The following is a 21943-nucleotide window of genomic DNA, read 5'->3' as shown; positions in this document are numbered from 1 at the left end:
GCCCAACGCAACATGCAAAGGTTCAGAAAAAACAAAGGAGAAATAATATGGCAGAAATCATCATTACCAAAGATGAAGATGAGGCCGGCGAGATTTACGCCAAGTGCGTCGCCGATCTGATCGAAAGCAAGCCGAACGCCGTACTCGGCCTGGCCACGGGTTCCAGCCCGCTGGCGGCCTACAAGCATCTGGCTGCGGCAGTGAAGGCGCGCAAGCTCGATGTCAGCCAAGTGCGCGGTTTCGCGCTCGACGAGTACGCCGGCCTCGACCCGGCCCACCCGCAGTCCTACCGCAGCACGATCACCCGCACGGTGGTCGAGCCTTTGGGCCTCGATCCGGCCAAGGTGCGCGTGCCCAACGGCAACCTTGAGACAATCCAGAACGCCGGGCGCGAGTATGATGCGGCGATCGAGACCGCGGGCGGCGTGGACGTGCAGATTCTCGGCATCGGCACTGACGGCCATATCGGCTTCAACGAGCCTGGGTCCTCGCTCGCCAGCGGCACCCGCATCAAGACGCTCGCGGAGCAGACCCGCGTCGACAACGCCCGCTTCTTCGAAGGCGACGTCAACAAAGTACCCACCCACTGCATCACGCAAGGCATCGGCACGATTATGAAAGCCCGCCACTTGGTCCTGCTCGCGTTCGGCGAGGGCAAGGCCGAGGCCATCAAGGAGACCTGCGAGGGCGGCATCAGCGCCTTCTGCCCGGCTTCCGCGCTGCAGCTGCACCCGCACGCCACCATCATCGTCGACGAGGCCGCCGCCTCCAAGCTCGCGCATAAGGATTACTACCGTTATGCCTACGAGCACAAGCCGGCGTGGCAGGAGATCTGAGAGACGGTGCCGATGATATCGCAAGATAGGCAGCAGACGGTTGAACGCGTCACGAAGGCCGTAGAAGGCACGGCGCTTCCTTGGCTGGTTGTACACGGTGCCCGCAAAGTGGACGCTCGTGGCATGCAGGATGATTTTTGGCTGATTGCCCGCGATGGTGTGATTACGGCCACCGGGAGCGGAGAAATGTCGTTGGCTTCGGCGGCTCGAGGTTTTGGCATCACCGCGGAAGAAGTTCGCAATGATGCTCGCGACAAAGGTTACGATGATGCCGCCGGCAACGGGCGAGATGCGGTTTCGACTCTCTCGTTCAAATCCGGCGTGGTTGTCTTCGACGCCCAAGGCAAAAACCTCACGCCCGGCTATATCGACATCCACGCGCACGGCTCGTGGGATCGGTCATTCGACGACGGCCTTGAAGGCATTGATATCGCGCGTGCCGGTCATCTGGTGCACGGTACCACGCGTCAGGTGCTTTCGCTGATTACCAACCCGATGGACGTGATGTGCGCGAATCTCAAAAACGTCAAAGCGGCCATGGGCAAGCGCACGGACGTTCTTGGCGCTCACCTGGAAGGTCCGTTCCTGGCGCTTTCCCGCAAGGGCGCACACGACCCGAAATGTCTGAAAGACCCGACCGACGATTTGGTCGACCGTCTTCTCGATGCCGCCGACGGTTCGATTCGGCAAATCACCATCGCCCCCGAACTGCCGCACGGAATAAGCGCCATCAAGCGATTCGCGGCAGCAGGTGTCGTGCCGGCTGTGGGCCATTGCGACGCCGACTATGAGACCGCCAAGCGTGGTTTCGAGGCCGGCTCCAGGATCATGACCCATATCTTCAACGCGATGAACGGCTTGAAGCACCGCGAACCTGGCCCGATTCCGGCGGCGGTGGAAGATCCTCGCGTCACCATCGAGCTCATCAACGACGGCTTCCACGTGCAGAACCCGGTATTGAAGATGGCGGTGAAATTCGCGCCTCATCGCATTGCCTTCGTCACCGACGCGATGTCGGCCACGGATTGCCCTGACGGAGCCTACAAGCTGGGTGCGTTGGATGTTGCGGTCAAAGACGGTCACGCTCGTCTGGTCTCTAACGGTTCCATCGCCGGTTCCACGTTGCTGCTTGAGCGTTCCGTCGAGCGTGCGGTCAACGTGTTGGGCATGGCACCGAGCGATGCCGTCGAGGCGGCCACGCTCACACCGGCCCGCGCATTCGGTTTCGACCGCGTGAACGCCGTCACCGGTGCGCCGCTTGGTCTGCTTTCGCCTGGGTATGCCGCCGATGTGCTGATCAGCGACCCCGAGACCTGGCAAGTCGAACACGTCTGGTGCGGCGGCCGTCAGGTTCGTTGAAATCATTGCGTCCTGATATTGGGAAAGTGCGTGGCATCGACCAAATTCCAGGCACAAACAGCGCATTTGGACGGCAGCATAAGAAAATATCGAAACGCAATGTATGACATTTTGAATATCTGATTGTCGTAACGATACGAAAAGCCGGCACCGCAGGAATTGCTTCTCGCGGTGCCGGCTTTTTATATATCTATCGATATGCCGATTTATATTTCGATATGATGGCTCACTTCTCGGACTCACCCAGATAATTCGGAATGTTCTCCGGATACTTGGGCCAGGCGCCGTTCTGCGTGCAGACGAAGGCGGCGGTATTGACGGCGGCACGGTGCGCTTCCTGCAACGAGGCACCCGTTAGCACCTTGGCGGTGAACGTGCCGGAGAAGGAATCGCCGGCGCCGACGGTGTCGACGACATCGACGCGCGGGGTGTCAAGCGTGGAGGATTCCCCGTCCTTGGCGATGATCGTGCTGAAGGTCGAGCCGCCGGTCAGGATGACATAGTTGAGGTCGTACTTTTCCATGAACCAGTTGCATGCCTCCTCGTCGGAGGTGCCGCGGATGTCGAACATGTCGCGCAGCAGCAGTAGCTCGGCGTCGTTGATCTTGAAGACGGTCGCGTAGCCGAGTAGTTCGTTGATCAGATCCTTGGAATAGTGGTCGCCGCGGATGTTGATGTCGAAGAACTTCATGGCGGTGGGCTTGGCGTGCTTCAAAAGCTCGACGATGGTGTCGTGGGACTCCTGGCTGCGCAGGGCGAGCGTGCCGTAACAGATTGCGTCGGCCTTCTGCACCATGTTGATCAGCTCGCGGGTGTAGAGGATGTGGTCCCAGGCAACACCCTTGATGATGGTGTATTCCGGGATGCCGTTTTTCAGCGCGACCTCGACGGTGGAGGTCGGCCAGGCGTTGCGTTGGATGATGGATTCGACGCCGGACTTTTCGATGGCTGCGACGAGCTCATCGCCCAGCGGGTCTTCGCCCACGGCGCTGATGGCGTGGCCTTCCGCACCGTTCATCGCGGCGTGATAGGCGAAATTGACGGGAGCGCCGCCAGCGCGCTTGCCGGTCGGGAGCATGTCCCAGAGTAGTTCTCCTAGGGAAACGACGATTGGCTTGGTCATGATGTGATCCTTTCTGACATCTGTATATAAGTCTTAAGTTATGAGTCTGTTGATTTGTTGACGGTGTTATCCGTTTTGACCAGGAAGTCGATGCGGAGTCGGTCTTGCTTTCAGATCATTCTGCATTTCCAGGCGGATGGGCGGCACGGAAATAGGAAGGACGATCCAAAAACTGGGTGATGGCCGTGGCTGCGGCGCCGAGGACCGCCGCGTCGGTGGGCAGGCCGGAGAAGGTGATTTCGGTGGATTGAGCGATTTCGGGGATGACGCGTTGGTCGACCACCGCCTGCGCGGCATCGATCAGCTGCTGACCTCCGAGCGCGCCGATATCGCCCAAGACGATGCGCTTCGGGTTGAAGGCGTTGCAGATGATGACGCATCCGTAGCCCACGTAACGGCCGATTTCAGCGACGAGTTGACGCGCTTTGGCGATTCTTTCAGCGTCCGCTGCACTCGTGCCGGAGTTTGTTCCGGCATTATCGCTTTCGGTGTCAATGTTGCAGGTAGTGTTGTTGCTGCCCTTATTCGTGTGATCGCTGCCGGTACTGGCCTTGGCCGATACGTCGGAAGCTCCGTTGCTGTCTTGTGATTGGGCAAACAATGCCTGGCACGCTTCGATATGTGTCATCGCCTCGGAGCCTTCAACGATGCCGAGTTTGTCGATTTGCTCGTGGATCGCGCCGGCGGAGCAATAGCATTCAAGGCATCCGACGTTCCCGCATTCGCACTTTTTGCCATTGACCGCATCGATGGAAACGTGGCCGAGTTCGGTGGAGGCACCGAGGTTGCCGTAGACGAGTCTGCCGTTTTCGATGACCCCGAGGCCGACACCTTCGCCGAGCAGGAAATAGGCGAGGCTGCCGGCGTCGTCGAATCCGCCGAAAAGCCGTTGTGCCAGAGCTCCGGCCCGTGCGTCCTGCTCGATGAAGACGGGGACAGGGCAGTCTTGCCCGAATTCCTTCTGGAAGTTGATGTTGCGCCAGTGCGGCATGCTGGAAACAAGTGCCGCGTAACCGGTGCCGTGCAGGTACGGGCCGGGCACGGCCATGCCGATGGCGACGATATCGTGGTCGGTTTTGAGCAGGGAATCGATGGCTTTGTGTGTGGCGGCAATGGCTGCGTCAATCGTATCATCGCTGACGCGGGGCATGTCGGCGAGGCTCAGGCGTGTGCCTTTCAGGTCGAAGACACCGATTTGCACGAGGCTGCGTGCGAATTTGACCCCGATGAAGTGGAAACGCTCGGTGTCGATTTTCAGCCCGATGGATCGACGGCGTTTGCTGCCTTTCATATCGCCGGTTTCGGTGACGATTCCGGCGTCGATCAGACGTGCGGTGATTTTTGTGATGGCGGCGGGAGTCAGACCGAGCGCTTTGGCGATTTGCGCTCGCGATGAGATGCCGTAGTGATAAAGGTGCCACAGGGTTCTTGAACGGTTGCGTTCCGAAACCACCGATTGCGGGGCGGGGACACGGGTCGAATCGTCGGGAAAGTCCGGCATTGAGGGGGCGAGATGATCGATGGACAACGGTTGGGTTGCGTGCAGAGGCGTTGATGATTCACTGGGTTCGTGCATCTGACACCTCCTCGGGTCAATCCTGCATCCGTAACCGCCGTCAATGACGATCACACATTGATGAACTGACTTCATATATTAACTGAGTTAATGTAAAACTGCAAATCAGATTGTGAAGGTGCTATTCAATAATGGTTTTTAGTACACGGATTGGTGATGTTTCGGAAAGTCGTAGATTCGGGGAATTGACATCCTGTTTTCGTAGACTGCTGGGAATGTATTCTCCATCATTTATCAACTTTTCAAGCAGTCCTAGTGCGAACCCTGTATTGCCTATATATAAAGTCACGTTTGCTTTGTTTGCAGGGGCTTTGATTGTGAGCAAATTGGTTCGCGAGTCAAGTTGAAGCGCAGGCAAGATAACTTGACATTTGCTTTTGAGTATTCCTGTGTTCGTGTGCGTGAAGCCAATGTTTTTAATTGAGAGTTTGTGGGAGAGCAGATCATCGTAGAATACTTCGGCTTGCACAATGTGATGGTGCCCACTGGGCTTTTGATATCGAAGTCCGCACAGATGCATGAAATTTTGTTTTTCCCAATTTATGCGATAAGTCTCGTTGTTTTCGCAGATTATCTTTGTATTCCGGCCGATAAGATATTCATTAAAATATTTTGCAGCAGGCATGATAAGTTTCAACAGAGACCGTTTGTCTCTGTATCGCTTGGTAATTGCCTGTGAAGTGGACATTTGTCCAGTTTATCGGAAATCTGTGAAATCCTGAAGCTCTATCAAGAAAATCAAGGTAAAACGGAAGGGAACTGTTGTTTCTGTCTCCTGCTTGACAACCTGAACATCGTCATTACTGGCTATGTTCGAAGTTTGCTATGTGGTCTCGGCTTTTGCCGTTTTGCCCGACCATCTGGGCTAGGCATCCTGTAACGTCCATGGCTTTCGCCATCAGATGTCTGCGGCAGTCAATTCCCTTTTCCGTTTTTCGAGCGCATCAAAACGCTCGCAAGTAAGTATATCTGAAAGCCCATAGGAAAGTCAATTTTCTCGCCCACTATTTCCAATCAGATTAATGAATTTCCTTGCCGACCATGAACAAGGCGTGAGCGTCGCCGGCGGCCTTGTTGCGTTGGTATTCGTCGAAGATTTTCAGGCGTTCGACGGTGCTTTTGGCCAGCGGTTGGGGGAGTGAGTCGCGCGAGAACCAGCCGACCTTGAGGCTTTCGTCGTCGCCGACGAACGGATCGGCGTTCCCGCCCGGCTTGAGACGGCAGAGGAACGAATGGTCCATATACTGCGTGCGGTCGCCGTTGGCGTAGGTGATGATTTCCGAAGAGGAAGTTACCGCAACCAAATCGGTGACTTCGGCATCGATGCCGGTCTCTTCCTTGATTTCGCGCACGACGGTGTCGGCAGGTTGCTCGCCGGGTTCGTTGATGCCGTACACCATAGCCCATTCGCCGGTATCGGCCCGCTGGCCAAGCAGGATCCGGCCGGAAGTGTCTTCGACGAGCCCGGTGACTCCGTTGAGCCACAGTAGCTCGTGCCCGATTTTCTTGCGCAGCTTGATGATGAACGATGGTGTAGTCATAAATGGTCCTCACTCACTAGATTCCGACTGATGTGTTGGAGGCGGAGATATACATTGTCCGACACGCTCCGGGACACTCAGGCCGAGTCTTTACGGTCGGCCAACGCATATCTCTGCCTCCAACACTTTGTGTTGAAAAAACTTTTATTCACTCCCCAAACCTCGCAGCGCGCTGCTCGAGTAAGTCTCCTGAAACATCAGTATGTAGTGTGTGGGGGCTGGGGATATGCGATGTTTAGGCGTAAAGAATCGGCCTGCAAAATCAATAGATTTTGCCTTCGCGCTCGTACATCGCGTTCACTTCGCCTACGTGAAGCCCACTGGGCTTCACGCTTAACGGCTCAGCCCAGAGCGTGTCGAGCATTATATATCCCAGCCTTCCGCATGATGAGCATCCAGTCTGAGGAAGAGTTACTTCCTGGCCGCCGCGCGCTGCGCCATCCACTTTTCTACGTCGTCGATCTGCTTCGGGATGTCCTTGGAGATCCATTCCGGGCCGTTTTCGGTCATCAGTACGTCATCCTCGATACGTACGCCGATGCCGCGCATCTCCGGCGGGATCAGCAGGTCGTTCTTGGCGAAGTAGAGACCCGGCTCGATGGTGAAGACCATGCCCGGCGTGATCTTCGCGCCCTGATAGGACTCGTAGCGGGCCTGCGCGCAATCGTGCACATCGAGGCCAAGGTGGTGCGCCACGCCGCAGGCGAGCCAACGGCGATGCTGCTGGCCTTGCGGGGAGAGCGATTCCTCCACGTCGACCTTCAAAATGCCCCAGTCGTGCAGTTTCTGCGCGATGACGCGCATGCAGGCGTGGTGGATGTCGGAATAGGTGGCACCTGGCTTGGCGGCCTCGAAACCGGCCTGCTGGCTATCGAGCACCGCTTGATAGATCTTCTTCTGCAACGGCGTGAACTTGCCGTCCACGGGGAAGGTGCGGGTGATGTCGGCGGTGTAAAGACTGTCGACCTCGATGCCAGCGTCGATCAGCAGCATCTCGCCGTGGCCGACCACGCCGGTGTTGCGCATCCAGTGCAGGATCGGCGCATGCTCACCGGAGGCGATGATGGTGTCGTAGCCGACGGTATTGCCCTCTTCGCGGGAAACGGCGTTGAATTCGCCTTCGAGCATGCGCTCGCTGCGCGGCTTGCCGACGGCTTCGGGCAGGCGGGTCAGGATGCGGTCGAAGCCGTCCTTCGTGGCGGCGACGGCCTTGCGAATCTCGCCGACCTCATAGGAATCCTTGACCATACGCGCGGTCGAGGCGAATTCCTGCAGCTCGTCGTCGGCCTTTTCGTTGGTGGCGGGATCGGGGAAGCCATTGGCTTCGCGGACATTCTCGACTTCGGCGGTCATCTCCGGGTCGGCCAAGCGAACCACGCGCATACGCACAGCACCGGCTTCGGCACCGACGTCCTTGCCCAAAGCGTCGGGCAGTTGGGCGATATCGTGGGTGGCGATGCCGGTCATCGCGTTGAGTTCCTTCAAGCCTGCGCGCGGGCCGACCCAGTACTCGCCGTAATGGGCGTCGACGTAGTAGGCTTCGGTGCTGTTGTCGGCGCGAGGGGCCACGAAAAGCTCCGGAGTATGTGTCTTGCCGGCCTTCGCTTCAGGGCTTTCGGGGTCGACGGGGTTCAGCACAAGCACCGCTCCGGCCTCGTAATCCTGCCCAAGTCCGGTGTAATACGAGAACTCGGTATTGGGGCGGAAGGCGTAGTCGTCGTCGTTGTTGCGCACTTTCGGGGTGCCGGCGGGAATGACGATGCGCTCGCCAGGGAAGCGCTTGCCGAGGGCTTCGAGACGCGCGGGAATGAACTTGCTGGATTCCAACGGCTCGATTTCCGGTTCCTGATTGTCCCAGCCGGTCTTCATGAATTCCGCGAACTTCTTGGACGTGGTCGGCCGCAGTGTGCGGTTGTTGGTCCTGTCTTCCATCGGTTGGTCTGCTCCCGGTGCCTGTGCCATTTCCTGTGCCTCGTATTCCTTGTCGTTTGCCGTAATGACTTCGCTCATGCGTGTTCTCCTCATTGGCGGGTTTCGATTGCCATTCTAATAAACCGTGCGGTCCGAATGAAGAAGAATGTCGGAGACGGAACGCATTGACTGTCTTGGTCAATAATTATCGCGATATGAAATGCAGAAAGTTTTGCATAATTTGTATCGATATGACATCTTCCCGTCCATGGTTTTACGTTTTCTCCGGTTTCGCCGTTTTACAGCATTTCAACGGTAGGTCATTCGCCGTTCGGCTTAGCGCTTTCGAGGCCGTTTCATAGAATGGTAATGTCTATTTTTCAAGGGTTTTTACACCAAAACGAGGTCTTATGTCATTCGAGCATCCGAAAACCAACGGGGTCACCATTCGCGAGGTCGAGCGCGAGATCATGAGCCGGCGCACCACGCACGAAGAGCTGGGCCACGACCTTGAGGTCATGAACCTGATGCTTGACCTTTTGGGGCACCCGGAAGACACGTTCCGTATCATCCACATCACCGGTACCAACGGCAAGGGCTCAACCGCCCGTATGGCCGAGGCCATCTGCCGTGCCTACGGCATGCGTACTGGCCTTTACACCTCGCCGCATCTTCAGAAGATTAACGAGCGCATCGCCGTGGACGGCCAGCAGCTTTCCGACGACGATTTCATTGACACGTGGATGCAGATCAAGGATTTCGTCGCGTTGGTCGACCACAAGATGGAGGTCGACGGCAAGGCGCCAATGAGCTATTTCGAGATTTTGACGGCTATGGCCGTTTGGAAGTTCGCCGACGCGCCCGTCGACGTGGCGATTTTTGAGGTCGGTATGGGCGGCAAGTGGGATGCCACCAATGCACTCAACGGTGACGCCGCGGTCATCGGGCCGGTCGACATGGACCACATGCAATGGCTGGGGGACACGGTCGAGAAAATCGCCACCGAGAAGGCCGGCATCATCAAACACGAAGCCACCGCCATCATCGGCGCGCAGCCGCACGAGGCCGAAGTCATGCCCATCTTGGAGCAAGCCGCTGTCAAGGAACATGCCACGCTGATTCGCGACGGCGAAGAGATGGAGGTCGTCTCACGTCAGCCCGCGGTCGGCGGTCAACTGGTCACCTTGCGCACACCCAACGGCACGTACGAGGACATTCCGGTCGCCAAGTTCGGCGAGCATCAGGCACACAACGCGTTGGCGGCGCTCGCGGCGGCAGAGACGGTGATCCCCGTTGCCGGACAGCTCACGCAGGATGTGGTGGCCGAGGCGCTGGGCGGGGTCAAGATTCCCGGCCGCATCGAGCAGGTGCGCACCTCGCCGACCATCATCGTCGACGGCGGGCACAACGTCAACGCCGCCGAGTCCTTGCGTGCGGCCCTTGAGGAGAACTACAGCTTCGAACAGCTGGTCGGCGTGGTCGCCATGATGGCCGACAAGCAGGTCGAGGAATATCTCGGCACGCTGGAGCCGATTCTGAGCCATATCATCGTCACCGAAAACTCGTGGCGCGACCGTGTGATGCCCGCCGAGGAGTTGGAGAAAATCGCCGTCGGCGTCTTCGGCCGGGACCGTGTCACCCGCATCGACAACCTCCCCGACGCCATTCAGGAGGCTGTCAACATGGTCGACGCCGATGACGAGCTGGGTGTCGGCTACGGCCACGGCGTGCTCATCTGCGGCAGCTTCGTCACCGCCGGTGACGCCCGTACGTTGCTCGCGGAAAAGAAGAACCCGGAACTGGCGCTGCCGAAGGCCCAGCGTGTGTCTGGTAATGCCTCGGAAGGCAAGAACAAGGCCAATATCGGAACCGACGACACCGGGGATAAGGTCGAAACCGGAGCTGAGAGCGCCAAGAACGAAGACGAGGACATCGTCTCCGAGGTCTTCGGCGATGCGTTCGGTGATTTCGGGGTCAAGCAGGTCCCGTTCGAAGGCGAGCCCGAGCCCGGCAACACCGCCGAGCAGCTTCGCCATCATGCCAACCGCACCAGCAACGGCAATGCCAACGGTAGTAACAAAGGCACCAGCAATGGCGGCAAGTAATCCCAACCAGTGAGAAAAGCACCTTTTTAAGCCCCCAATGGTGCTTTTCTCCTCAGTGGAATCCTGAACCAGTGCGAAAAGCGCCAAAATGGGGCTGAAAAGGTGCTTTTCCCACGGATTCATGACCTAGCTAAGGTGAAAAGCACTATTTCGGGCCTGATTTGGTGCTTTTCTCCTCAGTGGGGTTGTAAATCAGTGGCAAAAGCACTATTCCGAGCTCATTTTGGTGCTTTTCGCACTGGTTTTGTGTTGGCTGCGCTGAGACGTCATACTTTGGCACATACCGCAGATTGACGGTGTTGTACAAAACCGTTAGGCGTGCTGGCCGGTATGATAGCAAGTGATAACAGGACGTGCCCAATCGTGCAGGGCGGTAAGCGGGAAAAGCAGAGGAAGTCAACAATCCATGTATCTGAAGGAACTGACGCTCAGGGGATTCAAGTCCTTCGCCTCCGCGACCACTTTGCGCTTTGAGCCGGGTATCACGGCCGTGGTAGGTCCGAACGGTTCCGGCAAATCCAATATCGTCGACGCGCTGACATGGGTGATGGGCGAGCAGGGCGCTAAGAACCTGCGCGGCACTTCCATGGAAGACGTGATTTTCGCCGGCACCTCCTCGCGCCCGCCGCTGGGACGCGCGCAGGTGAGCCTGACGATCGACAACACCGACGGCACGCTTGACATCGATTATACGGAAGTCACCATCAGCCGTACCATCTACCGCAACGGTGGCTCCGAATACGCCATCAACGGCTCGCCCTGCCGTCTGCTCGACATTCAGGAGCTTTTAAGCGACACCGGCCTGGGCCAGCAGATGCACGTCATCGTCGGTCAGGGCAGGCTTGACGAGATTTTGAAAGCAGACCCCGCCGGCCACCGCGCCTTCATCGAAGAGGCCGCGGGCATCTTGAAGCACCGCAAACGCAAGGAACGCGCGATACGCAAGCTCAAGAACACTGAGGCGAACCTTGCCCGCACCGATGATTTGCTTCATGAGATTCGTCGGCAGCTGGGGCCGCTCGGCCGTCAGGCCAAGATTTCGAGGCGTGCGGCGAGCATCCAGATTTCCTTGCGTGACGCGCAGTCGAGGATTTTCGCCGAGGACGCCCAGAAGTCCATGGAAAGCCGCGCCAAGCTGCGCAATGAGCTTGGCGACGTGCGACGGGAGCTGGAAGGTGCGCAGCGCGAACTGGCGAAAGTCAAAGTGCATATCGAGCAGGTCGAGGCGCTGAGTTCCGAGTCCAGTCCGGCCATGGAGAAAATCAACGAGACTTGGCATGAGCTTTCCAACATCGAGGAACGGTTCCGCTCGTTGGCTTCGTTGGCCGATGAACGTGCGCATTCGCTTGCCGGTCAGATGATTACGAATTTCGGTGAGGATCCCGACATCCTCGAATCCCGTGCCAAGGAACTGGACGGGCAGGCCGAAGCGCAGAAAAAGGCTGTTTCCGATATGCGCATCGCGTATGACAAGGCGACGGAATCTCGTGCAGGCAACGAAAAGCAGCTTGCCGCGGCCCGTCAGACCTTGACGGAACTACGCAAGGCCGCGCAGGAACACACCTCGAAGGTTGCCAATCTGCGGGAGCTCAAGACCCGCGAGGAATCGGCCATCGAACTGGCGCAAAGCCGTGCCAAGGACTTCAACGGACAACGCGAGTCCATCGCCAAGCAGCGTGACGATGCCGCTACTCAGCGCGATGCTCTTGAAGCCGAAACACAAAATGCCGGCGAGGAAGACAGTGCCGCCGAGCTCGAAGCGGCGAAAACCGCGATGCAGCAGCGTCGGGAGGAACTTGACGCTTTGCAGGAGCAGCTGCGGGCCGCGACCGCCAAGGTGACGGCGCTCAAGGCCAAGGCAGATGCGTTGAACGAGACGTTGGAAAGCCGCAACGCTTCCGGCGAGCTGGAGCAGGACGATGCGGTCGCCGCGCTGGGCAGGCTTGCCGACTTCATTCACGTCGAAGAGGGCTGGGAAGAGGCCATTGCCCATGCGCTCGACCAGTTTGCCAGTGCCATCGTGGTGCCGGGCAAGTCCAACATGGTTGAGGCTTTGCGCAGGGCCAGCGAAGGCAAGCTCGGGCAGGCTGTTGTATTGCATCCGCTTGAAGGTGGAGCTGGAAATAACGACTCTGAAATCGAAAAGGCCGATAGAAAAGACGGTCAATATCCGGTTCGTTGCGCCTCGTCTTTGGTAAGTGTCAATAATTCCGCCAAAGACGCCGATTTCGCGGCCAGTGTTGTTCGTGCCGTGTGGCTTTTGCTGGATGATGTTGCCGCCGTGCCTGATATGGATACTGCGCTGGAAGCCGTGGAGGGGGAGCGGTTCAGCCAGGCTGTCACCAAGTCCGGCGAAGTGGTCAACGCTGTGGGTGCCATCGGCGGTTCCTCGCGCTCGCAGAGTGATTTGTCATTGGCTGCGCGCCGTGACAAAGCCGCGGCAGAGGCCAAAAAGCTTCAAGGCGAGGCAGACGCTATACAGCCGAAGATTAAAGCCGCACAAGAAGCTCGTGACGAGGCTCGTCTTGACGTCGATAAGCAATCACAGCAGCGTATCCAAGCCAAAGTCAAGGCTGATCAGGCTCGCAAGAACCTCAAAAACGTCGAGGAACGTGTCAAGCAACTGACACGGCAGTTGAACGGACTTGACGAGAAAATCAAGCAGACCGACGATGACCGGCAGACCCATCAGCTCAAGCTCGAAGACTTGAGCCAGGCGCTGGAAACCGCCGAACATTCAGACACCGACAACGAAGACTTCGACGATCTGGACAAGCGCGTCCACGAGCTCGAAACCACGCTCGATAAGGCGCGTGAGCAGGAAGTCTCGGCCAAGATCGTCTGGAACGACGCCAATCGCAAGGCCGATTCGCTGGTTCGGCAGGCGGGTCTGCTTCATGATCAGGCGAACGAGGCCGTGGCAAGGCGAGCAAAGATGAAGGCGCTCAATGAAAAGCGCGAACGCCAGCAGGCTCATGACCAGCAGATCGCCGCCGATGCCCGAGGCATGGCCACGTTGGTTGCCGCTGAATTGAAGACTGTGGTCGCCAAACGCGATGAGCTCTCCAAGGCCGCTTCCAGCCAAGATGCCGAATTGAAGCAGTTGCGTGCGCAGCGCGACGAAGCCGAGCCCAAGGTCGCGGCGTTGCAGCAGCACGAGCACGAGCTGGATGTGAATCGTGAGCGCCTGGCCGCGCAATATGGCCAGATCGAACAGAAGGTTTCGGACACGCTGGGCATGGGTCTCGAAGCACTGGTCAGCGAATACGGCCCCGACAAGCTGGTTCCGGTGCTGGACGATGAAGGCCGTCCGATTCCGCTCGAAAACGGCGACGACGAAGATAACTCTGTTTCCAATAACGATAAAAGTAATACGTTTGGCAATCATCTCGCTTCCGTCTCTGTGTCTGCGGATTCGGTCGTCCAGAAAGCCCAAACCACAACGGCTGCACCTGATGGTGTCGATAGCGGAGACGTTCTGAACGATGCACAGCATTCATCAGAGTCTGATAGCCAGCTCAATTCAAGAGAGGATACATCTCAAACTGTTGGTGGCAAGAATTCAGACGAAGATGTATCCAACGTTGACAACCAAGGCGATTCGAGTGAAAAATCATCTGACGTTGACGGCCATCAAGATGTTGATGAGGACGCGCCGATTGATGCCAACCACTATCAGATGGTGCCTTACGTCCGCGCCGAGCAGGAAAAGCGCTTGCAGAAGGCCGAGCGTGACTTGAAGGCGCTGGGCAAGGTCAACCCGTTGGCGGCCGAGGAGTTCGACGCGCTCGAAACCCGCAACCAGTACCTGAACGATCAGCGCAACGACGTCGCCAAGAGCCGTGACGATCTGCTGAAGCTTATCAAGGACCTTGACCACACGATGATCGAGGTGTTCAAGAACGCTTTCGATGATACGGCTGCAGCGTTCGAGAAGGTCTTCGCCACGCTCTTCCCAGGTGGTAAAGGCCGGCTGCGTTTGGAAAATCCTGACGATTTGCTGACTACTGGTGTCATCGTGGAGGCGAGCCCGGCAGGCAAGCGGGTCAAGCAGCTGAGTCTGCTTTCCGGCGGTGAACGCAGCCTCACCGCTCTTGCATTGCTTTTCGCCATCTTCACCGCCCGTCCCAGCCCGTTCTATGTGATGGACGAGGTCGAGGCTGCGCTCGACGACATCAACCTGACACGTCTGATCAACGCGTTCAACGATTTGCGCAAGCACGCCCAGCTCATCATCATCACCCACCAGCAGCGCACGATGGCCATCGCCGACGCCCTCTACGGCGTGACAATGCGCTCCGACGGTGTCACCGCAGTGGTAAGTCAGAAACTTCAGCACGAGTAAAACCGACGCATCTGCCGTGATGCTCGCTTAGCCGGCCTGCAGCACCGGATTCTAATGGGTTTATCCGAACTTTCCGAGATAAAATCTGGATAATCGTTACTTTCGCGAGTGACCATCTTGGTCATCCCGTTTTATGGCGTCACAAAAGCTTGAAACGATTGGATTATCGATTGTGTCGCTATTGTCCCACACCGAAGTGGGGTAGACTGTCCACATGACAGCTGGAGATAGTGCAGGCAAAAAGCCAAGGGTGCTGATAGCGCCGGATTCGTTCAAAGGCAGTCTCACCGCAAAGCAGGCCGCAGATGCCATCGAAGCAGGTGTGTTGAAAGCCGTTCCCGATGCCAGATGTGTGAAAGTGCCCATGGCCGACGGCGGCGAAGGCACGGTGCAATCGTTGGTCGATGCTACAAACGGCATATTTATCAAGGTAGAGGTCACCGGTCCGCTCGGTACGCCTGTGGACGCGGCTTATGGTTTGCTCGGTGACGGGAAAACCGCCGTCATCGAAATGGCCGCAGCCAGCGGCATCCAATTCATCGACGAACACACCAGGAATCCTTATATCACCACCACGCGCGGGACGGGGGAGCTGATTGTCGACGCGCTCAATCACGGGGTCGGCGACATCATTGTCGGTCTGGGTGGCAGCGCCACCAATGACGGAGGCTCCGGCATGGCCCGTGCCCTTGGCGTTCGCTTCCTCGATGGTCAGGGCGATCCTCTGCCGGAGGGAGGCTTTGCGCTTAAGGATCTGGCCGCAATCAATGTTTCCGACCTTGACCCCAGACTTGGCGGGGTGTCCATCACCCTTGCTTCGGATGTCACCAATCCGTTGACGGGAGCCACTGGCGCTTCGGCGGTATTCGGCCCGCAGAAAGGGGCCACGCCTGAAATGGTCAGGCAGCTCGATGCCGGTCTGAAGCATTATGCCGAGCTCATCGACCGTCAGCTGGGCCGTGATGTGGCCGATATTCCCGGAGCGGGTGCTGCCGGCGGTTTGGGCGCGGGGTTTCTTGCCTTCACCGATGCGCGTATGCGTTCCGGAGTTGAGACCGTTGTCGAGGCTTCGGGGCTTAAAGCCAAAGCGTGTGATGTCGACTACTGTTTTACTGGTGAAGGCGGTATTGATTTCCAGACGCAATACGGCAAGACGCCGATGGGCGTTGCGCAGGCGGTGAAAGAGGTCGCGCCGAATTCCAAGGTCATTGCTTTGGCCGGTAACGTGGGAGACAGGGTGGAAGTGCTCTATGGATTGGGGATTGATGCCATTTTCGGTGTGCTGCCCGGCGTCTGCACCCTTTCCGAGGCTCTTCGCGAGGAGACCGCCAAAAGGAATATCAGTCGTACGTCGGAAAATGTAATGCGCCTGCTATGTTGATTAGCTTGTCGCAAACCGCGATTGCAGCGCTATAGTCGATTATTCCGATTCTGCTTCGGTTGTGTTTTGATGCACAGTATCGCTTGATTCCTCGGCTGTGTCTTTTTGCTAATTTTATTGTGTAGGCGACAGCTTTACTGTTTTATTTATAGTATACTTTTAGAGTATAATTAAATCATGAGTTCAGATAGGGTGATTTTCGCGGAGTCGGCCGAGCGGCACGGCTACACGGTGGAGGATGTGCTGTATGCATTCCTCCATGAGACACATAGGCGAACCTTCATCTCGCACGGTGAAACGTATTTCAAGTTCACCGGTGAATATCACGGTGACCCGTTGGTGCCGACGATTGAGGTGATGATGAAGCAGTCCGGAAGCAGGCTGGTGATTTTCCATGTGAATGCCGAACAAGACAACTTCTGGGACAAAGATTGAAAGGTAACGTATTATGAGTGATCTTGAGCATTGGGAATGGGACGATTCCAAGGCTGTCGAATCGACCGGAGAACAGGCGAGCCGGGAAGCCGCGGCCTTGCTGATGGAAATGACCGGGACGGACAACGTCGACGACGCGCAGGCTGTCATGCTCGGCCGTCCACGCGCGGGTCAGAAGAAGGAGCGCACGGTAAGGCTTCAGGTGTTGGTGCCCGAGTCGTGGAGCAAAAATGCAGACAAGCAGGCCAAGAAACACGGTACTAATCGTTCTGAATGGTTACGCCATCTGCTTCAAGGCCCGTTGCAGACCGCATGAGTACGAATAGCTATAAAAATTAGTTTCTCAGTGCCTTTGCGCGGGCGACAGTATCCTCAGCAAGAATCGTCTGGGCGTCGATGATTGGCAAGTCGGGGAGCGGGAAGGCCTCGTTCAAGACCGAGAGTTCGGTGCAGCCCAGAACCACGATATCGCAACGATAGCGGGCAGACGAGGACTTGTTGAGGAACGTATCGATGACGAAACGATAGCGGTCGAGGCTCAGTGGGCCACCACTTTTCACGTCGTCGTAGATGAGCGAATCGATGCGCTTTTGCAGGTCGTCGTCGGGCTCGATGAATGTGTAGCCGGCGGCTTCAATCTCGCGCTGGTAGAGACCGGAATGGCGGGAGCCTTCGGTGCCCATGAAGCCTACGCGCGGATGCGTGGAGACCGGCAGTGTCGCTTTCATGCGTTCCACGGCACCGGTGAGCATGTTGAGGATCGGCACGTCGGTAAGTTTCTGGAAGCGCGGCAGCATGAAATGCGCGGTGTTGCAGGGAATCGTGATGAAGCTGGCGCCGATGGACGTGGCCTTTTCGATGTCGTCGGCGATGACGGGGAAGGGGTCGTCGGTGCTGTCGCCCAGCATGAAATCGGTGCGGTCGGGCACGGAGGCGTCGTTGAAGACCACGTAGTCGAGGAAGTCCTGGTCGGTGGTGGCGTCGCTCATCTTGTCAATGAGCCGGATATACGATTCGGTCGCCAAGGTTCCCATGCCGCCGATAACGGCGAAAAACGGTCGTCTCATAACTCTCCCAAACAACAGATACGGTATCCGCTCGAAACTGAATGTAACGATGCTCCCGACTTATAGTACCAGCGTAAGGTGTCTTATGTGTTTGAATATGTCTGCGTGTTTGAGCAGACGTTGCTAACCTAATTTCGTTTCGGCGCGTACTGCTTGAAATCACGCGAAACGTGCAGCTGCCAGCGCCACAGTTCCAGTGTGCGCTTGAGGTTGCGGTCGGCTGGGTTATAACAGGAGCGGCTCCACTTGCCTTCGCTGATGAGCCTCAGCGCGTCGTCCTTGAGCTGGCCGGCGGGCGCGTACTTCTTGAGCACCCGCTTGGGAATTTCCATCCAGAGATGTTCGCTGAAGCACAGCGACGGCTCGCCATGATGGTTCATCACGAGGTCTTCGGCGATCCAGCTGGCCAGGTTGAAGCCGGCTTGGGTGACGTAGTCGCTGCTGCCGCCCGGCCTCGGGTTGATTTCGAAGAAGCGGTAGCTGCCGTCGCGCGGGTCGCGTTTGATGTCGAAATTCACGTAGCCGGTGTAGCCGAGTTCGTCGATGAGGCGCTTGCATTGCTCGTACACGGTTTTGTCGCCCTCGGAGATGATGGCGGCGTAGTTGCCGATGCGGTTGGGTGCATATTCCTCCATGACCGGCCGCCCCATGCACATCATGGCCACGCTGCCATCGCTGTTGACGTACGCGTTGAGCGTACGCATACCGGTGTCATCGCCGGGAATGAACTCCTGGATGATGAGGTCGCCGCGGTATCCGTTGGTATAGATGTCGTGTGCCACTTGGTTGAGCTCGGCGGCATCGCCGATGGTGTAGGCCTTCTTGCGTCCCGGAAAATCGATGCTCAGGTACGAGACGCTGTCCGCAGCCTTGAGCTCCAGCGGGAATGCGGCAGGCTGTGGGACTTTTTGACCCGCCTGAAAATCGGCGAACGAATACACCGCTGTCAGGGGAGTGTTGACGTTTGTGGTCTCGCAAAGCTTCCAGAACGAGACCTTGTCGACGGCGCGTTCCAGCGTCGGCCCGTCGATGGTCGAGGTGAGGTAGTCCTTGCGGATTTCGTCGTGATGCTCGGCCAGCAGCGCCGCGGAAGTGTCGCCGCAGGCGATGATGAGCAGTTGACGGGCAGGATTCTGGGCTTTGAGTTCCGTGGCCAGTTTGTGCAGTTCGGGGACGAAACGATCGTCTTCGGTCAGATCGGCGATGACGCGAATGTCAACGATGGAGGAGTTGCGGCATTGGATCAGTGCGGCAGGGCCGACGGCCAGCGATTTGACGCCGTAGGCATTGTGGAACCCGCAGGCCAGTCCGTAGGCATTGGCTCCGGTACCAATCAAAACCGGCAGGAACATAGGCCGGTTTGCATCGCTTGTGGCGTCATTGCTATTGGTATTTCTGCTATCTACCATCATTCCTCTTCAGTTTTATAGTTTGGTTTTGAGCTTTTTGGCGACCGTAAGCGCCTTGTAGAAGCTTTTCTTGATCGGCACGTCACGCGCCGGAGCCACCGGGGTGATGTCCTCGGTGAACTTGCACTTGAACTCGTTCAAGCCCATGAGGCTCGGCGCAAAATCGCTGCCGATGCCCATCAGATCGTAGTCGGTGATGCCTTGCGAACCTAGGATGCAGCATTCCTGATAGAGCAGCTTGTCGGTGACATGCAGACGCATTACATCATTGCGCATCGCGGCGTAGTAGCGCACGGCGCGCGTTCCGTTGACGGTGACAATCGACCAAGCCACCACACGCTCGTCGATACGCGCGGCGAACACACGGCAATGCTCGGCTCCCAGCGCCTCTATCATATCCGAATAATCCGTGATGGGGGCCGGGGCGAATCCGTCGCGTTTGGCGGTTTCAACCATCACATCGTAATATTCGCGGAAGTCGGCGATGGCCTCTTTCGTCTCGTCGGCCACTCCGGCCGGGCATTCGCGCAGCGCCTTGCGCACGTCGCGACGGCCGCGCTTTTTCATGCGAGTGATAATGGCATCGTCGCCGCCGGTGACGTCGATGATGACGGTCTGGTTGTATGGAATGGTGGAAAGCACCGGGGTGGTGCCGGCGGTAAACCACGTATCGATGCGCAGGAAAACGACCTTCTTATCGACGCGTTGCACCTCGGCGACGATGGCATCGATGGTCTCTCGTTCCAGCGCTTCGTCCGGCTTGGCAATCCAGACCGGCCCGTGAACGGCGCGCAGGTAGTGATAGCCGTGCGTTTCCATATCGATGAACCCGATGAACGCGATGGTTTTGCCGTCCTGCAGAATCCGGTACGAGCCCCACGGCGTGCGTCCGGGAATGTCCGCCTGGAACTTGGCCCAGATACCGGTCTGTTCGATGGGCAGCGTGACCCCGGCCGCGATTGCGGCCTCTTCCATCTGTGGGTATTCGGTTTTTTCTAAGCTGATCATGCTTTCCTTTGTCGTTTCGCTTCCACCATACTAATGTTCAAGTGTACGTCGGCGCACGTCATCGAATATGGCGTACGCAGTTTTCTCTGTTTCGCCACCTATGAGAACAATCTGGTGACGATATGCGTGTCGCCTTCGTAGGGTGCGTGCTTGCCGTCCACCTTGAGCCATTGCTCCTCGCCTTTGCCGGCAATCAGGATGACGTCGAAGCCATCGTGCGCCTTAGCCTCGCCGATGGCGGTTTCGACGGCTTTCTGCCGGTCGACGATGATGGTGGAGTTCACATTGGGATCGTTGACGGCAGCCTGCATTGTCTCGCAGATATCCTCCGCGCGCTCCCTGTCAGGGTCGTCGGTGGTGATGATGATACGGTCGACGCGGTGTTGCGCGGCGTCGATGATCTCCTGCCTGCGATCCACGGCCTTGCCGCCCGCAGAACCACTGACCAGTGTAATACGAGGTTTCTTCGAGCCATAGCGTTCCATCGTGAAGTCGATCAGCGCGGAGACGCTGGCGAAATTATGCGCGAAATCAACGATGGCGACGTTTGGCCCGTGCGAGTCCCTGAATTGCTCCATACGCCCGGAGATTCGCACATTCTCGGGCGCGTGCGAAATCTTTGTGTCCGACAAATCAATGCCGGCAAGACTTGCGATGGTCAGCGCCGCAGCCGCGTTGGCATAGTTGAAATCGCCGTCCATGCGCAGTTTGTAGGTATCGGTAGCGCCTGCAACCTCGATATGAAAGGCTGTATGGTCCTTATCGGCCGGCCATGCGATGGTATCGGCCGCAGTTCCGCTGTTGCGTGCGTCGCCGGTGTGCAGCGCAAAAGTCGTCACAGGGACGTTTGCGGCCGCGGCATCCTCTTCAATAAGGTCGGCGTGGTCGCAGTCGGCGCCGAGCACCAACGCCTTGCTGTTGGCCGTAATCTGGCGTTTGCAATACAGATAATCCTCGAAGGTGGGGTGCTCGATAGGGCTGATATGGTCGGGGGAAATGTTCAAAAACGCACCGACGTCGAAGGTAAGTCCGTAGACGCGGTTGACCTTGTATGCCTGCGAGGAGACTTCCATCACCAGGTAGCACATCCCGTTATCAAGAGCTTCGCGCATCATCCTGAACGCGTCCATCGATTCCGGCGTGGTCAGCGCGGAAGCCTTGTAGGAGTGCCCGTCAAGGCAATTGTCGACCGACGAGAAGAGCGCGGCCTTGCCGTCGCTGGCGGCGTTCAGGATCGCCTGAACAAAATAGGCGGTGGTTGTCTTTCCCTTGGTTCCGGTGATGCCGATCACCGTGAGCTCGTCCTGCGGCCGCCCGTAGAATTCGGCGGAAAGCAGGCTCATCGCCTTGCGTATGTCGTCCACGATAATGCCGACGGCGCCGCATTCGGCGCTGAAATCCGTTTCCGCGACGTAGGCCTTGAGCCCGCGTTCGTCGCAGCCGGAAAGATAGTCGGCCTTGAAATGGCCTTTGCAGCACAGCAGCGTTCCGGCGTGCACCTCTCGCGTATCATACGTAATTGAAGTGAAGGCATCCCCGGATCCGGCGAAACGAGCGGGATTGCGCGACCACGTTTTGCCTTGGATAATCTCGCGCAGGAGATGATGCTTGTCAAGCAATTCGACCGCAGTTGCCAGAGTCAGAGCCATATCAGAACCTTTCTTGCCGTCCATAAGGTTAACGCATCGTGCCGGCCAAAATAAGAGGTATCTGCCACAATCGAATGGAACTTACACATCGCGGTGAATGTGTGCCCCGTTTGTGCAAAACCGGATATGTGTGATTCCGCATTTGTGTCATCAAGATAAATTTGCCGGTAGCTGTTGCAGAGGCTTTTTATCGTGACT

At 57.5% G+C, this 21943-nt stretch carries 15 protein-coding genes; 7 read left to right on the top strand and 8 right to left on the bottom strand.

All coding sequences use genetic code 11. The features are described 5' to 3' along the window. Positions 1-47: 47 nt before the first annotated feature. A complete protein-coding gene (gene nagB / locus OZX67_RS06770) occupies positions 48-836 on the top strand; it encodes a glucosamine-6-phosphate deaminase (RefSeq protein WP_277141944.1) in 789 nt (262 codons plus the stop codon). Positions 837-848: 12 nt separating this feature from the next. Then, complete coding sequence (nagA, locus tag OZX67_RS06765) at positions 849-2195, top strand: N-acetylglucosamine-6-phosphate deacetylase (RefSeq protein ID WP_277141942.1); 1347 nt, start codon at positions 849-851, stop codon at positions 2193-2195. Positions 2196-2421: 226 nt separating this feature from the next. On the opposite strand, the gene OZX67_RS06760 is transcribed toward nagA, so the two are convergent. From OZX67_RS06760 to OZX67_RS06745, 4 genes are all read right to left on the bottom strand, one after another. After that, the gene (locus tag OZX67_RS06760; protein ID WP_277141938.1) at positions 2422-3318 is read right to left on the bottom strand and encodes a carbohydrate kinase; all 897 of its coding nucleotides are present in this window, start codon (positions 3316-3318) and stop codon (positions 2422-2424) included. Positions 3319-3433: 115 nt separating this feature from the next. Beyond that, positions 3434-4819: an ROK family transcriptional regulator gene (locus OZX67_RS06755; protein WP_277144996.1), complete on the bottom strand. Its 1386-nt coding sequence runs from the start codon at positions 4817-4819 to the stop codon at positions 3434-3436. A gap of 1094 nt (positions 4820-5913) precedes the next feature. Next, the gene (locus OZX67_RS06750; protein ID WP_277141936.1) at positions 5914-6435 is read right to left on the bottom strand and encodes an NUDIX domain-containing protein; all 522 of its coding nucleotides are present in this window, start codon (positions 6433-6435) and stop codon (positions 5914-5916) included. Between the two features lie 411 nt (positions 6436-6846). Beyond that, a complete protein-coding gene (locus OZX67_RS06745) occupies positions 6847-8445 on the bottom strand; it encodes an aminopeptidase P family protein (RefSeq protein ID WP_277141934.1) in 1599 nt (532 codons plus the stop codon). A gap of 311 nt (positions 8446-8756) precedes the next feature. Here OZX67_RS06745 and OZX67_RS06740 point away from each other — a divergent pair, with 311 nt between their 5' ends. The 5 genes from OZX67_RS06740 (at position 8757) to OZX67_RS06720 (ending at position 16928) form a co-directional block, all read left to right on the top strand. Next, positions 8757-10451 (top strand): folylpolyglutamate synthase/dihydrofolate synthase family protein, encoded by a 1695-nt coding sequence (locus tag OZX67_RS06740; RefSeq protein ID WP_277141932.1) that lies wholly within the window; start codon positions 8757-8759, stop codon positions 10449-10451. 406 nt (positions 10452-10857) lie between these two features. Then, entirely contained in the window at positions 10858-14796 is a 3939-nt protein-coding gene (locus tag OZX67_RS06735; protein ID WP_277141930.1) for an AAA family ATPase, read from the top strand. Between the two features lie 214 nt (positions 14797-15010). Then, positions 15011-16177: a glycerate kinase gene (locus OZX67_RS06730; RefSeq protein WP_277141928.1), complete on the top strand. Its 1167-nt coding sequence runs from the start codon at positions 15011-15013 to the stop codon at positions 16175-16177. Between the two features lie 177 nt (positions 16178-16354). Beyond that, positions 16355-16612, top strand: coding sequence for a hypothetical protein (locus tag OZX67_RS06725; protein ID WP_277141926.1), 258 nt, complete (start codon positions 16355-16357; stop codon positions 16610-16612). 13 nt (positions 16613-16625) lie between these two features. Beyond that, positions 16626-16928 carry a hypothetical protein gene (locus OZX67_RS06720; protein ID WP_277141924.1) on the top strand — a complete coding sequence of 101 codons (303 nt, stop codon included), beginning with the start codon at positions 16626-16628 and terminating at the stop codon, positions 16926-16928. A 19-nt stretch (positions 16929-16947) separates the two neighbouring features. Here OZX67_RS06720 and OZX67_RS06715 read toward each other — a convergent pair whose 3' ends face one another. The 4 genes from OZX67_RS06715 to OZX67_RS06700 form a co-directional block, all read right to left on the bottom strand. Beyond that, positions 16948-17679 carry an amino acid racemase gene (locus tag OZX67_RS06715; RefSeq protein WP_277141923.1) on the bottom strand — a complete coding sequence of 244 codons (732 nt, stop codon included), beginning with the start codon at positions 17677-17679 and terminating at the stop codon, positions 16948-16950. A 128-nt stretch (positions 17680-17807) separates the two neighbouring features. Then, positions 17808-19091, bottom strand: a complete 1284-nt coding sequence (locus OZX67_RS06710; protein ID WP_277141922.1) for an ATP-grasp domain-containing protein — start codon at positions 19089-19091, stop codon at positions 17808-17810. 12 nt (positions 19092-19103) lie between these two features. Next, positions 19104-20096 (bottom strand): GNAT family N-acetyltransferase, encoded by a 993-nt coding sequence (locus tag OZX67_RS06705; protein ID WP_277141921.1) that lies wholly within the window; start codon positions 20094-20096, stop codon positions 19104-19106. Positions 20097-20194: 98 nt separating this feature from the next. Continuing rightward, the gene (locus OZX67_RS06700) at positions 20195-21745 is read right to left on the bottom strand and encodes a UDP-N-acetylmuramoyl-L-alanyl-D-glutamate--2,6-diaminopimelate ligase (RefSeq protein WP_277141920.1); all 1551 of its coding nucleotides are present in this window, start codon (positions 21743-21745) and stop codon (positions 20195-20197) included. Positions 21746-21943: the final 198 nt, after the last annotated feature.

Origin of the sequence: Bifidobacterium sp. ESL0728 (assembly GCF_029392015.1) — a bacterium.
Lineage (GTDB): Bacteria > Actinomycetota > Actinomycetes > Actinomycetales > Bifidobacteriaceae > Bifidobacterium.
Note: the sequence above shows the minus strand (reverse complement) of the source record. Positions and strands in the feature narration are given on the sequence as shown.

What these genes read in the sequence shown, in the direction of transcription:
- OZX67_RS06700 (WP_277141920.1), bottom strand. Translation starts at nt 21,745, where the DNA reads ATGGCTCTGACTCTGGCAACTGCGGTCGAATTGCTTGACAAGCATCAT.
- OZX67_RS06705 (WP_277141921.1), bottom strand. Translation starts at nt 20,096, where the DNA reads ATGATCAGCTTAGAAAAAACCGAATACCCACAGATGGAAGAGGCCGCA.
- OZX67_RS06730 (WP_277141928.1), top strand. Translation starts at nt 15,011, where the DNA reads ATGACAGCTGGAGATAGTGCAGGCAAAAAGCCAAGGGTGCTGATAGCG.
- nagB (WP_277141944.1), top strand. Translation starts at nt 48, where the DNA reads ATGGCAGAAATCATCATTACCAAAGATGAAGATGAGGCCGGCGAGATT.
- OZX67_RS06710 (WP_277141922.1), bottom strand. Translation starts at nt 19,091, where the DNA reads ATGATGGTAGATAGCAGAAATACCAATAGCAATGACGCCACAAGCGAT.
- OZX67_RS06715 (WP_277141923.1), bottom strand. Translation starts at nt 17,679, where the DNA reads ATGAGACGACCGTTTTTCGCCGTTATCGGCGGCATGGGAACCTTGGCG.
- OZX67_RS06745 (WP_277141934.1), bottom strand. Translation starts at nt 8,445, where the DNA reads ATGAGCGAAGTCATTACGGCAAACGACAAGGAATACGAGGCACAGGAA.
- OZX67_RS06755 (WP_277144996.1), bottom strand. Translation starts at nt 4,819, where the DNA reads ATGCCGGACTTTCCCGACGATTCGACCCGTGTCCCCGCCCCGCAATCG.
- OZX67_RS06735 (WP_277141930.1), top strand. Translation starts at nt 10,858, where the DNA reads ATGTATCTGAAGGAACTGACGCTCAGGGGATTCAAGTCCTTCGCCTCC.
- nagA (WP_277141942.1), top strand. Translation starts at nt 849, where the DNA reads ATGATATCGCAAGATAGGCAGCAGACGGTTGAACGCGTCACGAAGGCC.
- OZX67_RS06760 (WP_277141938.1), bottom strand. Translation starts at nt 3,318, where the DNA reads ATGACCAAGCCAATCGTCGTTTCCCTAGGAGAACTACTCTGGGACATG.
- OZX67_RS06725 (WP_277141926.1), top strand. Translation starts at nt 16,355, where the DNA reads ATGAGTTCAGATAGGGTGATTTTCGCGGAGTCGGCCGAGCGGCACGGC.
- OZX67_RS06750 (WP_277141936.1), bottom strand. Translation starts at nt 6,435, where the DNA reads ATGACTACACCATCGTTCATCATCAAGCTGCGCAAGAAAATCGGGCAC.
- OZX67_RS06720 (WP_277141924.1), top strand. Translation starts at nt 16,626, where the DNA reads ATGAGTGATCTTGAGCATTGGGAATGGGACGATTCCAAGGCTGTCGAA.
- OZX67_RS06740 (WP_277141932.1), top strand. Translation starts at nt 8,757, where the DNA reads ATGTCATTCGAGCATCCGAAAACCAACGGGGTCACCATTCGCGAGGTC.